Raw genomic sequence first — 15076 nt, forward strand, 5'->3', positions numbered from 1 at the left:
CTGGCCAGCCAGCCAGTTTGCGACCGCCAACCCGGCGGCGATCCCTCCGGGAGACGAGCAAGCACCGATCCCACCCCTCGTGGCATACTTCCTCACCCCGAGGGGGCGTAGCTCAGTTGGTTAGAGCGCCGGCCTGTCACGCCGGAGGTCGCGGGTTCGAGTCCCGTCGCTCCCGCCTTTTACACCCGGATCTCCGATCGGTGTTTCAGGCATTTCCCCGATCGCTTGGGTGTGCGCGACAGTGGCGAAGTACCGCGCGAGGGGTGCGCGGGGTCTTACGGCGATGATGACGCCGCCGCCTTATCAGCCCTGGTCGAGCAACTCGCCGAGCGTTCTGCTCGCTGGGGTCGTTCTCGATCTCCCGGAACCCTGGCGGCCGAGGGCCGGCTCAGCAAAGCGGTCCGACGGGCCTTCGGAGTGCCGATCCATGTCAATCGGGCCGGCGGATCCCAACTGCATTTGCACTTGGGCGCGCCAGACATCCAACCGCGGCTTGACAGCGTTGAATATCTGAACGCGCTCGATGGGCTGCCTCTCGTGCCGGACCAGGGCGACGGCATGCGCTCGTTCATCGGGCTGCTGCTGACCATCCTCAGCTCATCTCATCCGCTGATTCTCGTCGACGAGCCGGAAGCGTTCCTGCACCCGCCGCAGGCCGTGAGCTGGGGCGGCAGCTTGCCGCGCCGGAGGGGCAGCAGCTGATCGCCGCGATCCATTCCGTCGAAGTGCTGCTGGGGCTCCTCGACCGCGCCAGATCGGTCACTGTGATTCGGCTGACGCGTGATGGCGATCGCCTCGCGGGGACGGAAACGAAGTGGCGAGACGCCTGATTGCCGCACTTGCCGCGATCGGGCTGTTCGTCGTCGACGTGGGGGCGCTGGAGGGTTGGGCACCGGACCTCGGCGGCCATGGCCCCTGATTCGTCGACCGCGCCCTGAAAGAGGGACGGCACGTCACGCACATGCCGTTGAGCAACTTCGTCGCATCGGTGGCGGCGTTCGTCCGCTCCGCCGAGACGACCGAGGAGGAGGCATTGCCAAGAGTCGGGCAACCGCCGACGAGTCAGGACGCCAGCGCGGAGGAAGCAACGGCCTAGGCCGCTGGTGCCTGCTCGGCGAGGATGCGTTCGCGGCCGTCGGGGGAGACGAGGACGATGGCGTAGCCGTCGTCGAGCGCGGCGGTGATCTCGCGGCCGGCGTGGGGTTCGTCGGCGTCGATGAAGGCAACGCGCTCGGGGTAGTGCGATCTGCGTCCGGCGAGGTCGTCCGCGATCGCGCGCTCCATCGCGGTTGCGCTGGGCGATGTGGGGGTGTTCAGCTTGCGCGCCATCCGTCGATCATCTCGCGGTAGTTGGACTGGATCGCGAGTATCGCGATCCGCATGCCTTCGGCGAGTGTACCGCCATGGAATCGCTCTGCCGGTGCTTTGCCGCGGCTTCGGGCGTGGCGGTGCATGTCGTTGACGCCGTGTGCTCCGTCGTAGACGCGAACCGTCTGTTTGGACCCGCCGTGCTGGACGACGAGTACGACCGCGTAGTCGACGACCTCGCCCGAGTCGTGCGCGTAGCTGACGATCATGCGGGCGCCGAGCTCATAGTCGAGCACACGCCGCCAACCACGCGTTGTCATCTGATCCCGAACTCGGCCTTGAGGTCTTCGAGCGGTATCGACTCGATACCTCGCTCACGATCGGCGAGGGCTTCCGCGATCGCTTGGCGCTCATCGTCTGTCAGGGGCTCATCGTCGGGCGGGACGTGGTCAAGCATCCACTTGAAGGCATCGCCGGATGCTTCGGCGAGTGTGACGAGCGCGGCCGCAGCTTCGTCTTCGGTCATGACGTCGACCGCGTGACGCAGGCGTTCCTTCGCATTCATCGGTCGACCGTATCGCTGGCGCGCCAGCGGTACGCCAGACCGAAAGACGGGTGTGGTGCGCTCAAAGCCGGATATTGATCCGAGGTGTAAATCGCGGGTTCGAGTCCCGTCGCTCCCGCCTTAGGGAAGCCCTGCTCCGGCAGGGCTCTTGTCTTTCTTGGGGCGGATGCCGCGCTGGTTGTCGCGCTCGGCGGCAACGGCGGCCTCCGCGCGCTCGCGCTCGACCTGCTCGACCATCTCGCCGGCCGCGACATGGACGGTGCGCTCGTCGAGCGAGCCGACCGGCGTGCGGCCTCTGGGTATGAGACGCCTGAAGCCGTAGATGATTCGGTATGGCCCCGCCCAATTCGGAATGTCCACGGCGACGCTGACGGGCGCGCCCGCGTGGGACGACCAGGAGAACTGGTCGACGACTCTGCGAAGAGCGATGTCGTTGGGGCCGTGGCGCTTGACGCCGGCGACGTTGCCGATCGGCGATCTGTACGTGTAATTGACCGTGACCTGCTTGTACCACAACACGCGGTGCGGCTTCGCACCCGTCGCTCGCGCTCGAACAGCGACGTGAGAGGCTCGCCTAGGTCGCGGGCAGGCCGAGCAGATGATTCACGAGGGAGGTCAGCAGTTCGTTCGGGAGGCCGGGTCGGCCGATCACCGTGACGGGCAATAGGAGGGGTGGGTCCATCGGCAGGGCGGCGAGGCCGGCGGTGTCGATCGGTTTGAGGTCGCGGGACAGGACGACGGCGGCCGCGCCTTGCAGGCGCGCTGTGTGGAGGAGGCCGGCGCGGATGGTGCCGATGCGGGGCGCGACGACGTACGGCAGGTCGGCATCGCCGTGCAGTCGCTCGACCGCCGCGCGGTGGTGATCGGTGCGGCCGATTTCGCTGACGACGACGGGAAGGTCGCGCAGGTCGCCGGCGCGGACGGTCTCCTGTCCCGCGGCGGGGTGCGTGTCGGGGAAGACGACGACGGTGGGCTCGTGTCCGACGAGCACGCTGCGTGGCTCGTCCTCGCCGATTCCCACGAGCAGGACCAGGTCCAGCCGCCCGGCGCGGACGAGTGACAACGCCTCGTCGGGCGCGCGCCGTTCGAGCACCGCCACGCCGGCGCGCTCGCGCAGCCACGCGTCGATCCCGGCGTCCCATTCGGTCGTCAGGTCGGTGCTGATGCCGATCGACATCCGTCCAACGGTGGTGGCGCGCTGCACGGCCCGCACGGCCTCGTCCATCGCGTCGAGGACGGAGACGGCACGCACGCGCAGTTCCGCGCCCGCCTGTGTGAGCTCGATGCGACGGGTCGTGCGCATCAGCAGCGGCGTCGCGAGCTGACCCTCCAGGCGTCCTATCCGCTTCGAGAGCGTGTGGCGCGAGATGCCCAGCCGCTGCGCGGCGATGCCGAAGTGCAACTCGTCGGCGAGGACGAGAAAGCTCGGTACGAGATGCCACGACAGCGTCGCGATCACCGCTGGCGACCCGTCGTGGTCGTCGTGAACGTCAAGGGGTCAGCGTCGCCGCCAGCGACTTCGGTGCTCGCCTCCATCCGGCGCAAGCTACGGCACGTGCACGGTTGTCGTTCCGGGTTTTCACAGCATGGATACGTGGAGGGCCGATTGGGTCTGTGAGCGTCACCGTTTGAGCCGAAATTCGCCCAAGTTGGATACGTGATGGTCACGGAATCGGTTGTTGTGCCGCCGACAATTCGCCGGCTCGGGGTCCACGCGTTGCTCGTTTCGGCACGTGTCGCGCCCCCCAACGAACCCAGGAGTCCCGTGTCACACCGATCGCTTCGCTGGCCGTCACGGGCCGGCGTCACACCGTCCTCGCGCAGCCCGCGCGGTCACCGCGCCCGCACCCGACTGCCGTCGCAGGCGCGTCGTCTGGCGTCGGCGCTGCTGGCGCTCGTGCTGCTCGCCGTGGCGCTGACCGCCACCAGCGGGACGGCGTTCGCTGCCCCGACCGATCCGGTCACGGTTCCGGACGCGAGCTTCAAAGCGGTGATGAACAAGGCGATCGCGTCAGCGACGAGCACCACGCGCACGCCGGAGCAGACGATCACCGAGGCGGATGCGGAAACGGTCACGACGCTCGACGACCAGGACTATGACGCGCCGACGATCTCGGACTTCACGGGCGCCGAGGCGCTGAAGAACGTCACGAGCTTCTCCCTGGCGCGCCCCTCCGGCTCGGCGTCGTCGTTGCAGCCGTTCGCGGGCCTCACCAGGTTGACGCAGCTGACGATCGTCGGCTCGGAGATCTCGGACCTGGGCCCGCTCGGCGGGCTCGCGAGCCTCACCAGCCTCATTCTCCCCGTCGGGAGGTTGACCACGCTGCAAGGGATCGAAGGGCTCACGAACCTCACCTACGTCGAATTCGCGGCCAACGAGCTGACGGACGTGGCGGCGCTGGCGACGCTGCCGAACCTCTCCTACGTGGGCCTCTCGACCAACCGGATCACGGATCTGTCGCCGCTCGCCGGTCTGACCAAGCTCGAGAACGTCGTCGCGGACGAGAACCGGCTGACCAGCATCGACTTCATCCTGAACCTCAAGCTGCTCACGAGCCTGTCCGTCTACAACAACCGCATCTCCGACGTGTCGGTGTTCGAGCAGATCCCCACGTTTGCGCAGTCCGGTCACCGGATCCGCTCGGTCAACTCGTCGATCAACCTGATGGGGAACCGGATCCGCGACCTGAGCGCGCTCGGCATCTATCCCGGGTCCAGACAGCAGGACAACGGGGCCAACATCCAGGCGTACGAGGACATCTACGTCGGCCCGTACCAGGCTGGCGGGATCACGCTGGACCCGAAGCTCCTGGGCTTCACGACCATCTCCGGAACGAAGCCCTCACCGAACATCGGCACGCCCGGAACGGGCACCTACTCAGAGGACGGGCAGCTGACGCTGACCAATCCGGCCGCGCCGTTCATCGAGCTGCGCTCCGGCACGATCAACTGGACGGTGCACTTCTCGGAGGATCCGGCGAAGCTCGCCGATCTGAAGATCAACGAGGTGGAGTCCAACGGGGACGCCGTCAACGGAGACTGGCTGGAGCTGTACAACCCGTCGAGCACGGCGGTGGACGTGTCGGGCCTGGTCCTGTCCGACAGCGACGACACACACAAGCTGACGCTCCCCGCGGGCAGCAGCGTGCCGGCGAGAGGGTACGCGGCGTTCCGCACGGACGACCCGGCGGTGACCGGGAACTTCGGGCTGGGGGCCGCGGATTCGGTGCGGGTGTTCGCGCCGGGGACGACGGACCTGGCGTCGGCGACGGCGATCGACTCGTACTCGTGGACGTCGCACGCGACGACGACGTATGGTCGGACGGCGCCGGGCGTCGGAGCGTGGGCAACGACGGATCACGGCACGTTCGCGGCGGAGAACGTGTTCCCGCTGCCGGTGTCGATCCCGACGGTCACTGTCTCGGGCGATGCGGCGAGCACGGATGGCCGGCCGAGCTTGACGGCGACGGTGCGCAAGCCGGGCGGCAGCGACGTCGCCACGGATGCGACGGGCACGGTCGTGTTCAGCGTCGACGGGCAGGCGGTCAGCGGCCCAGTCACTGTGAGCAACGGGGTGGCGAGATGGACGCCGTCGGCGGCGCTGACGGGCTCCCCGTCGGGGACGGCGCATGCGGTCACGGCGAGATACGTCTCGGCGGGTGACAGCGATCCGTATGACGATTCGGCGGGTGCGAGCGATCCGTTCACCGTCACGGTCACGATCCTGGAGTTCGGCAACGCGACCATCGAGCTCTCCACGCAGACGCCGCACATGTGCCAGTCGGTCCAGACGACCATCTCGGGCTGGGGAGCGACCGCGCCTGACACGATCACCTACCAGTGGCAGATTCAGAGTCGGGACACGCTGCAGTGGAGCATGGCGCCCGGGGCCGGCAAGACCCAGGCGGCGTTCACTCCCTCGTATGAGTCGTACGACCAGCCGCTGCGCGCGTTGCGTGGCGACTTCGGGACCTACCGGCTGCAGGCCACGGGCGTCAAGGCGGGGTACGCGCCCAAGATCGTGATCGGGCCGACCGTCACCGTCAACGCGCAGACGCAGTTCACCGCGACGCCGGCGGCCACGCTGGACGTCACGGCGCCGAAGGTCGGGCAGAGAGTGACCGCGACGCATCCTGCCTGGTCGTCGTGCCTGCCGAGCAACTACGACGGGGTGAAGTACGACTACCAGTGGTTGCGTGATGGGCAGCCGATCGCGGATGCGACTGACACGATCACGGGCGATCCGAAGCAGGTCTCCTACACCGCGACCGTGGCCGACGCCGGGCACGTGCTCTCGCTGCGGGTGTCCGTGTCGGCACATCAGTTCCTCGAGAACACCTCGGTGACGTCGGCGGAGACGGCGAGAGTCGCCGACGGCGCGTTCACCGCGGCACCGGTGCCGACGCTCGACAACCTCTCCCCGAAGGTCGGGGAGACGCTGAGAGCGTCGGCCGGCACCTGGGCGCCGGCCGCCGCGTTCGCGTACCAGTGGCTGCGTGACGGTCAGCCGATCACGGGCGCAACCGACACGACCTACACCACGGTCGCGGCCGACGGCGGCCACGTGGTGAGTGTGAAGGTCACCGGCAGCGCGACGGGCTATGTGGCGACTGCGAAGGAGAGCGCGGCGACGGCGAGAGTCGCCGACGGCGCGTTCACCACGACGCCCGTGCCGACGCTCGACAACGCCGCGCCGAGAGTCGGGGAGACGCTGAGAGCGTCGGCCGGCACCTGGGCGCCGGTCGCCAGCCTGGAGTACCAGTGGCTGCGTGACGGCCAGCCGATCGCCGGCGCGACCAGCGCCACCTACACGGTGGTCGCGGCCGACGTCGACCACACGATCAGCGTGCAGGTCACCGGACGCGCCACCGGCTACGCGACGGTGGTCAAGGTGAGCACGGCGACCGGCAAGGTCCCCGCGCTCCCCGTCGATCCCCCCAAGCAGGACCCGCCGGTGGAGAACCCGCCCGTGGTCAACCCGCCGGTCGTGAACCCGCCGCCGGCAGCGGACGGCGGCGGCAAGAAGGACGACACGCCGAAGGCCTCGTCGGTGCGCCCGTCGATCAGGGTCGCTGCTGTCAAGGGCGCCAAGGTGCAGGTGACGGTGTCGGTCAAGGGGCTCGCGAAGTCCCTCATCAGCCAGCGCGTCACGGTGAAGATCGCCGGCATCAAGGGCTCCTTCACGGTCGCGCTCAAGCAGGGCACCGCCACGTTCAAGCTGCCGGCAAAGGCCCGCACAGCCAAGAAGGCGAGACTCACCGTCTCACTGACGAAGTTCACCAAGCGGGCGGGCGGGAAGACCTACCTCGTCCGCGCGGCCACCAAGACGGCGACCGTCGGCGTCCGGTAGCCGTGATGCCTCTCCTCGCACGCTCACGCGGCGACCGTCCGGTTCGGGCGGTCGCCGCCGCGCTCGCCGCGGCGCTGCTGCTCGCCCTTCCGGCGGCGGTCGTCCCGCAGGCGGCGCATGCGGCCGACGGTGACGCCGTTCGGATCCCCGACGCGCCGCTGAAGGCCGCGATCAACGCCGCGCTGGGCGCCGGGCGCGCCGCCGACCAGGACGTGACGGTCGCCGAGGCGCGGACGATCACGTCGCTGACGGTGTCCGGCGACGACGGCGTCTCCAGCCTCGTCGGTGCCCAGGCGCTGACCGGGCTCAAGAGCCTGATCGTCTCCGCCGACCGCGGGCTGACGGACGTCAGCCCGCTCGCGGGGCTCGGCCTGACGCGGCTGACGATCGCCGGCGGCGCATTGCAGGGAACGCTGGAGCGCATCGGCACGCTGAGCGCCTTGACGACGCTGGAGCTGACCGACGATCGCGTGCAGGACGCCGCGCCGTTGCGAGGACTGGCAAAGCTGGAGATCCTCGCTCTCTCGGACAACGAGATCGCCGACGTGGCGCCGCTCAACGACCTGAGACTCCTCACGTCGCTCAACCTGCGGGCCAACCGCGTCGCGAGCATCAGCGCGCTGACCGGCCTGTCGAGACTGGCCAACCTCGACGTCTCGGGCAACAGGATCGAGGACATCTCGGTGCTGTCGCGCTACACGTCCCAGCTCGGGTTCTCGAGCCTGGCGAACAACCGGATCAGCGACTTCTCGGTCCTCCTGCCCGCCCGCGTGCTGCCGGCCAGCACCGGGCAGCAGGTGTACGTCGGCCCGTACCAGGCCGGCGGGATGCACGTGCCGCTGGAGCGCGCCGAGGGCATCCCCCTGACGATGAACCCGGCCGAGGGCAGCTACGACTCGGCGACGGACACGCTGACGCTGAGAGACCCGACGGCGCCGAGCGCCGCGGTGCAGCCGAACTGGACGGTCAACTTCGCCACGCCGCCGGTCGACCCGAGCATCACCGGCACGGCCGAGGTCGGCCGGACGCTGGGCGCCGAGCTCGGCAGCCTCGCCAAGCCCGGCTGCCTGGCGCGCTACCAGTGGCGCCGCGAGGGCGTCGACATCGCCGGTGCGACCGCCGCGACCTACGTCCTGGCCGCGAGCGACATCGGCAGCCGGATCAGCGTCCTGGTCGGCTGCGGGGACGCGCAGGCGGTCACGTCGTCGACCGCGTCGGTGGTCGGGGCGCCCGACGCGACGCCGATGATCGAGCTCAGCGCCAGAGTGCAGACCGGGGTGGTGGGCGATCCGACCAACCCGGGCGTGACGGTGCGGGTCGGGCAGACCGACCTGGACGGCCAGCGCGTCGCACCGTCGAGGCTGCAGGTGACCGCGAACGTCACCGGCAGCACAGCGGTGATCGACAACGCCGGGGTGCGCATCACCGGCGCCGGCCCGACGCGGACGGTGTCGCTGGAGCCCAGCCAGCGCGGGATCTCCTCGGTGACGTTCACGGTGACCGCCCCGAGCGGCAAGACCGCGACCGTGCCGATGGACTACTACTCGTCGATCAGAACGACGCCGACGAGCCGCGTCCTGATCGGGCAGGGCGACTCCTCGACCGCGATCCCCGCCGGCGACGGCCACCTGCTGGTGGCCGACGACGAGCGCGGCGAGATCGGCCTCTACGACCCGCGCGTGTCGGGGCCGGCGATCACGGAGTTCCCCTCGCCGCAGGACAGCGAGATCGACTACGAGTCCTCGGCACGGCTCGGCGACTCGATCTTCTGGTTCGGCTCGCACGGCAACAAGAAGGACGGCGAGATCCAGAGCAGCCGCTACTTCGTGTTCGAGAACACGGTGACCGGCAGAGGCCGCGACACGAAGCTGACGCCGACCGGCGCCCCGTACCGCGGGCTGCGCTCCGACCTCGTCACGTGGGATCGCGCCAACGGCGACCGGCTCGGGTTCTTCGCGGCGACGCGGGAGGGCGTGCAGCCCGATCTGGCGACCGGCTTCAACCTCGAGGGCGCGGAGTTCTCGCCCGACGACAGCGAGCTGTACCTCGCCTTCCGCTCCCCGGCCGTCAGAGTCGACGGGCAGGTCCGCGCGGTGATCGTGCCGGTGCAGAACCTCCCGGCGCTCACCCAGGGCAAAGCGTCCAGAGCTCGCTTCGGCGAGCCGATCCTGCTCGACCTCGGCGGGATGAGCATCCGTGAGATCCGCAAGAACGCCGCCGGCCAGTACCTGATCATCGGCGGCACGCCCGGGATGTGGACCGGCGCGAGCGCGCAGGCGCTGTTCGCGTGGACGGGCTTCCGCGAGGACCCGGCCGTGCGGCTCGACACGACGCTGCCGCCCGACCTGGAGCCGATGCACACCGACAACGCCGGCGCCTGGGAGGGCATCGGGGAGCTGCCCGAGGACCTGGCGGACGGATCGCAGGTGCGGCTGATCATGGACCAGGGCTACGACGTGCTGTACAGCAACAGCGACAACGAGAACAAGAAGTTCCAGCTCGCGGCGCGCAAGGCGCGCACCGACACGTTCACGCTGACGGGCAACCTCGGGCTGAAGGGCGAGGTCTCGGCGATCGGGGCGTTCGGAGCCCAGGCGGCCAACACGATCGGGGCTCCGCAGACGGTCACGATCACCAGCACCGGCTCCGAGCGGGTGCGCGTGAGCAAGGCGTACGTCACCAGCGCCAGCGGTCAGGCCGACGACTTCCTGATCAGCACCAACAGCTGCGCGTATGCCGACCCGGGGCCGGGCGCGTCGTGCGCGATCAGCGTGCGCTTCGCGCCGACGCAGCCGGCCACCAGCTCGACAGCGCAGCTCGTGATCGAGAGCAACCTGCCGGGCGGCAACCGCACGATCGCGCTGACCGGCACCTCCACGACCCTGCCCAGGGGCGAGACCGGCACCGACGGCAGAGACGGTCCGCAGGGACCGGCCGGTCCGCTGGGTCCCGTCGGTCCGTTGGGTCCGGTGGGTCCGTCGGGTTCGGTAGGTCCGGTGGGGCCGGCGGGCGCGGACGGCAAGCCGGGGACGTTCACGTTCGCGGCGGTCAGCTCCAAGGTCTCGGTTCGCCGCGGCCGGTCGGTGAGCATCGCGCTGCGGCTCGCCAACGACACCGCGCAGGCGGTCGGCGCATCGACCGCGACAGCCAGAGCGCCGCAGGCGCTGCGGGTCTCCGGCAAGCGGTCGCTCAAGGTCGCGTCGCTGCGCGCGGGGCAGGCCACGACCGTGCGGCTGCGGCTGCGGGTCGGACGCACGGCGAAGGTCGGCGCGCACCGCGTCGCCGTCTCGCTGAAGGTCGGCGGTCGGACCGTGACGCGCACCGTCACGGTCCGGGTGACCCGCTGATGCCCGGCCAGCGCACGCTCGGCGCGCTGCTGGGCGCCGCGATCCTGGCCGCGGGCGCGACGTCGGCCCGTGCGGCCGACGTCGCTCCGACGCTCGCCGGCCCGCTGCAGGTCGGCACCTACGTCGACCGCGTGGGTGGGTGCAGCGGGCCGCAGCGATGGCTGCGCGACGGTGACGCGATCGATCGCGCGACGCAGGCGTCGTACATGCTCAAGGCCGCGGACCTCGGCCACCACATCACCGTCCGGGTGACGTGCACGGACAGCGGGGGCACCGTGCAAGCGACGTCCAGCGGCGTCGTGACGAGCACCGCCCCGGAGCTGCCGGTGATCGAGTGGACGCAGACGCCGCCCCTGGGCGGCAACCTCTTCTACCTCGCGCAGTCCAGCGTGCTGGGGGATCCGACCGATCCGGGCATCGGGCTCAACGTCGGGCAGCTCGGGGCCGACAACGCCACGCCGGTCGATCCGACCGAGCTGCAGATCGGCGTCGCGGTGCAGTCGAACGGCAGAGACGTCGTGCCGATCGATGCCGCTGGGGTCGAGATCATCGGCAGCGGCAACGCGCGGCGGGTCGTGTTCCATCCGCAACGGCAGGGCGTCGCCAGGCTGGTCTTCACGGTGACCGGGACGACCGGCAAGACGGCGTCGTTCGGGCTGGACTACTTCGCGTCGACGGCGACGACGCCGACCAGCCGGGTGCTGCAGATGGCCAGCGACGCGTCGACGGCGATCGGCGTCGGCGACGGCTACATCATGGTCGCCGACGACGAGCGCGGCCCGATCGGGCTGTACGACGAGAACAGGTCGGGCGCTCCGCTGGCGTACTTCAACGTCGGCACCGGTGCCGGCGAGGTGGACTTCGAGTCCTCCGCCCGCAACGGCGACGCGGTCTTCTGGCTCGGCTCGCACGGCAACTCCAAGAAGGGCGTGATCGAGACCAGCCGCCATACGGTCTACGAGTCCAGACTCGAAGGCTCCGGCGCCAACGCGACGCTGACGGCGGTCGGCTCCTACGCGAACCTGCGCAGGGACCTGCTGACGTGGGACCAGGAGAACGGCAACCGCTTCGGGCTGGTCGCGGCCGCCGCGGCGGGCATGGCACCCGACGGGGTCGACCGCTTCACATCGAGGGCGCGGAGTTCTCGCCCGACGGCCGCGAGCTGTACCTCGGGTTCCGGGCGCCGCTGGCGCCTCGCGTGCCGGGCGGCAAGGCGCTGATCGTGCCGGTGGAGAACATCCAGGCGCTGACCCGGGGGCAGGCGACGAAGGCGCAGTTCGGCGAGCCGATCGAGCTGGCGCTCGGCGGGCACAGCATCCGCGAGCTGCGCCGCAACGACGCCGGCGAATACCTCATCCTCGCCGGCGACGCCGTCCCGGACGCGAGATCGGTCGACCAGTCGCTGTGGTACTGGGACGGTCGCCGCGAGACCGCGCCGCAGCGGCTCACGACGGAGCTGCCGCACGACATCGAGCCGTGCACCTTGCAGACCGGGGCGTGGGAGGGCATCGGCGAGCTGCCCGACCGCCTCGATCCCGGCGCGCAGGTGCGGCTGATCATGGACCAGGGCTACGACTGCATGTACGCGCCGCCGAATCTCCCGGGCCAGCCGGTCACCGACGGGACCCGCACGGAGAACAAGGACGTCACCCAGGAGCTCGTGCGCAAGTCGCGCACCGACACGGTGACGCTGTCCGGCGCGCTGGGCTTCGAGGCCGGCATCCGCGCGCCTGATGTGTTCGTCGATCAGCTGGTGGGCACGGTCTCCGCGCCGCGGCAGGTGACCGTGACCAATACCGGCATCAAGCCGCTGGTGCTCGGCGATGTCTCCCTGGTCGACGAGGGCGCCCGCTCCGCCGCCGAGTTCCGGCTCGGGGACGGCACCTGCGAGGGCACGACGCTCGCGGTCGACGCGTCGTGCACGATTGACGTGCGCTTCGCGCCCACGCAGGCGAATGCGACCTCGAGCGCGCAGGTCGTGGTCGAGGGCAACGTCGAGGGCGGCCGCGCGACCGCGGCGCTGACGGGCAACTCGGTCGCCGCGCCCGTGGAGGACCCACCGGTGGTGGATCCGCCCGCGGAGGACCCGCCGGTGGTGGATCCGCCGGTGGTGGATCCGCCGGTGGTGGATCCGCCGGTGGTGGATCCGCCGCTGCCAGGTCCTCCGCTGCTGACGCCGCCGGTGCTGGGCCTGCCGTCGCCGGATGGCGCCGGCAAGCGACCCGAGCGGCCGGCGCGCACGACGCTGCCGGTGCGCACGGCGGTGTCGGTCACGTCGCTCAAGGGCCGCAAGCTCCAGCTCGCGGTGTCGGCGAGGGGCGTGCCGCGGGCGCAGCTCGGCCAGCGGCTGACGGTGCGCGTGAAGGGGGTCGAGCGCGCGTTCTCTGTGCGGTTGAAGCAGGGGCGGGCGACGATCTCCCTGGCGGGCCGCGGCGCGCGGGCGGTGCGGACGGGCCGGCCGGTGTCGGTGTCGGTGTCGCTTCCGGCGTTCTCGGTGACCTCGGGGACCACGATCCTCCGGGCGGCGAAGGCGACGAAGACGGTCCGTGTGACCGTCCGCAGGTGAGCGCGGTGCCGGTGGGCGGGGTGCCGCTGGGCGCGGTGCCGGTGGGCGCGCCGCCGCTGGGCGGGGTGCCGGTGGACGCGGCGCCGCTGGGCGGGGTGCCGGTGGCCCGCGACCGCTCCCGGCGGCGCCCGGCGGCGGCAGCGTCCCTGATGGCCGGCGTGCTCGCCGCGTCGCTGTGGGCGCCTGCCGGCGTCGCGCCCGCGGGGGCGGCGATCGCTCCCGAGGCGTGGCCGGGCGGCACCGCCGTCTCGATCGTCGACGGCTCCAATCCGTTCGGCACCGACCTGTCCGGCCTCTCCTACGAGGCCGGCGCGACCCCGATGACGAGCACGCTGTGGGCGGTGCGCAACAAGGCGGGGACGCTCTTCAAGCTGCGCCGCCAAGGGGGCTCGTGGGCGTTGGACAGCGGCGCGGGATGGTCGGCGGGGCGGTCGCTCGGGTACCCCGGCGCCAGTGGCGGCTACGCGGACACCGAAGGCATCGCCCTGACGGACGCCAGCGCCGCCGGCGGCATCTACGCCGCCTCCGAGCGCAGCAACCAGAGCAAGGACGTCAGCCGTCCCTCGGTGCTCCGCTACGACGTGTCGGGCGCCGGTGCCTCGCTGCATGCCACGCATGAGTGGAACCTGCGCGGCGATCTGCCGGCCGTCGATTCCAACAGCGGGCTGGAGTCGATCGCGTGGGTGCCCGACGCCGACCTGACCGCGGCGGGGTTCTTCGACGAGCGGACGGGCAGGCCGTACGCGCCCGGCGACTATCCGAACCACGGCGCAGGGCTGTTCTTCGTCGGCCTGGAGGCGACCGGGACGATCTACGCGTACGCGTTGAACCACAGCAGCGGCGGCGGGTTCGATCGTGTCGCGGCGATCCCGATCTCGGCAGACGCCCGCGCGCGCGGGTTCGCGACGCTGATGGACCTGCAGTGGGACGCCGACAACAAGCGGCTGTGGGCGATCTGCGACGACCACTGCGGGTCGCGCGCCGCGACGTACGAGATCGCGGCGACCGGCCCGACCGCTGGCCGCTTCGCGATCACCCACGTCTACGACCGGCCGACCGGTCTGCCCAACGGCAACACCGAGGGCTTCGCGTTCGCGCCGGAATCGGCGTGCGTCAACGGATACAAGCCGGTGTGGTGGGGCGACGACGGGGCCACCGCCGGCCACGCGCTGCGCGAGGGGACGCTCGCCTGCGCGGCTCCCGCGGCTGAGCCGGAGCCCGATCCGATGCCCGAGCCCGAGCCTGGGAGCGGGTCCGATCCGACGCCTGAACCCGATCCCGGGCCTGAAGCCGAACCGACGCCCGAGCCTGAGCCAGCACCCCACCCCGAGCCCATGCCCCCGCCCGTCCAGGGCATCCCGACACCGCCGATCCTCCTCCCGACGCCGATGCCGATACCGCCGGCCGCGGCGGCCGGCATGCGTCCCGGTGCGAACCGCTCGCCGACGCCGGCCGGGCGGTCGTTGACAGTCCGTTGGTCGGTGTCGGCCGAGGCGATCCCCGGGCGCCGGCTGCAGCTGCGGATCGCGGCGAAGGGCGTGTCGCGGCCGAAGCTGAACCAGGCGCTGACGGTGCGCGTCACGGGGGTGCCGCTCGCGTTCTCGGTGCGGCTGAAGCAGGGTCGCGCCACGGTGCCGCTGGCGGACTGGAACGTGCGGGCTGGCCGCGTCGTGTCGGTCACCGTCTCGCTCCCCGCCTTCACCGTGACCTCGGGGACCACGACCTTCCGGGCGGCGAAGGCGACGAAGACGGTCCGCGTAAAGCTCCGCCGCTGAGCGGCGGGCGCGCGTCATGACCCTGGAGGTACGCGTGCGCGTTCCCTGAGACGCCGCGCCGGAGAGGATCCCTGGGGCCGACGTGCCCCGGCGAAAGCGGCCGGCCCCCGCCGTTTCTGGGGAGCGATCTCGATCTTCCATGAACTGAGGAATTCCTGCTCAGCG

The 15076-nt window shown here is 70.8% G+C and carries 11 protein-coding genes and 1 tRNA gene; 7 read left to right on the top strand and 5 right to left on the bottom strand.

The genetic code is table 11. The features are described from left to right. Nucleotides 1-101 precede the first annotated feature (101 nt). A tRNA-Asp gene (locus Q7L65_RS14450) sits at nt 102-175 on the top strand. A gap of 242 nt (nt 176-417) precedes the next feature. Further along, a complete protein-coding gene (locus Q7L65_RS14455; protein ID WP_304722163.1) occupies nt 418-702 on the top strand; it encodes an AAA family ATPase in 285 nt (94 codons plus the stop codon). A gap of 390 nt (nt 703-1092) precedes the next feature. Here Q7L65_RS14455 and Q7L65_RS14460 read toward each other — a convergent pair whose 3' ends face one another. The 5 genes from Q7L65_RS14460 to Q7L65_RS14480 form a co-directional block, all read right to left on the bottom strand. Further along, nucleotides 1093-1329, bottom strand: a complete 237-nt coding sequence (locus tag Q7L65_RS14460; protein WP_304722165.1) for a hypothetical protein — start codon at nt 1327-1329, stop codon at nt 1093-1095. Continuing rightward, on the bottom strand, nt 1314-1577 hold the full coding sequence (locus Q7L65_RS14465; RefSeq protein ID WP_304722166.1) for a hypothetical protein: 264 nt from the start codon (nt 1575-1577) through the stop codon (nt 1314-1316). Before Q7L65_RS14465 ends, Q7L65_RS14460 begins: the two co-directional genes overlap by 16 nt. Nucleotides 1578-1624: 47 nt before the next feature. After that, nucleotides 1625-1873, bottom strand: a complete 249-nt coding sequence (locus Q7L65_RS14470; RefSeq protein WP_304722167.1) for a hypothetical protein — start codon at nt 1871-1873, stop codon at nt 1625-1627. A 120-nt stretch (nt 1874-1993) separates the two neighbouring features. Next, nucleotides 1994-2392, bottom strand: coding sequence for a hypothetical protein (locus Q7L65_RS14475; RefSeq protein WP_304722169.1), 399 nt, complete (start codon nt 2390-2392; stop codon nt 1994-1996). 55 nt (nt 2393-2447) lie between these two features. After that, entirely contained in the window at nt 2448-3332 is an 885-nt protein-coding gene (locus Q7L65_RS14480; protein WP_304722170.1) for a LysR family transcriptional regulator, read from the bottom strand. A 306-nt stretch (nt 3333-3638) separates the two neighbouring features. Here Q7L65_RS14480 and Q7L65_RS14485 point away from each other — a divergent pair, with 306 nt between their 5' ends. The 5 genes from Q7L65_RS14485 to Q7L65_RS14505 are packed head-to-tail and all read left to right on the top strand — an operon-like array spanning nt 3639 to nt 14911. Further along, on the top strand, nt 3639-7223 hold the full coding sequence (locus tag Q7L65_RS14485; RefSeq protein WP_304722171.1) for a lamin tail domain-containing protein: 3585 nt from the start codon (nt 3639-3641) through the stop codon (nt 7221-7223). A 5-nt stretch (nt 7224-7228) separates the two neighbouring features. Beyond that, the gene (locus tag Q7L65_RS14490) at nt 7229-10570 is read left to right on the top strand and encodes a hypothetical protein (RefSeq protein ID WP_304722172.1); all 3342 of its coding nucleotides are present in this window, start codon (nt 7229-7231) and stop codon (nt 10568-10570) included. Next, a complete protein-coding gene (locus tag Q7L65_RS14495) occupies nt 10570-11790 on the top strand; it encodes a hypothetical protein (RefSeq protein ID WP_304722173.1) in 1221 nt (406 codons plus the stop codon). Before Q7L65_RS14490 ends, Q7L65_RS14495 begins: the two co-directional genes overlap by 1 nt. Continuing rightward, the gene (locus tag Q7L65_RS14500; protein WP_304722174.1) at nt 11769-13136 is read left to right on the top strand and encodes a hypothetical protein; all 1368 of its coding nucleotides are present in this window, start codon (nt 11769-11771) and stop codon (nt 13134-13136) included. The genes Q7L65_RS14495 and Q7L65_RS14500 overlap by 22 nt, the downstream gene beginning before the upstream one ends. Further along, entirely contained in the window at nt 13133-14911 is a 1779-nt protein-coding gene (locus Q7L65_RS14505) for a hypothetical protein (RefSeq protein ID WP_304722175.1), read from the top strand. The genes Q7L65_RS14500 and Q7L65_RS14505 overlap by 4 nt, the downstream gene beginning before the upstream one ends. Nucleotides 14912-15076 lie beyond the last annotated feature (165 nt).

The sequence above is a fragment of the Conexibacter sp. CPCC 206217 genome, assembly GCF_030646165.1.
Taxonomy (GTDB): Bacteria; Actinomycetota; Thermoleophilia; order Solirubrobacterales; family Solirubrobacteraceae; genus Conexibacter.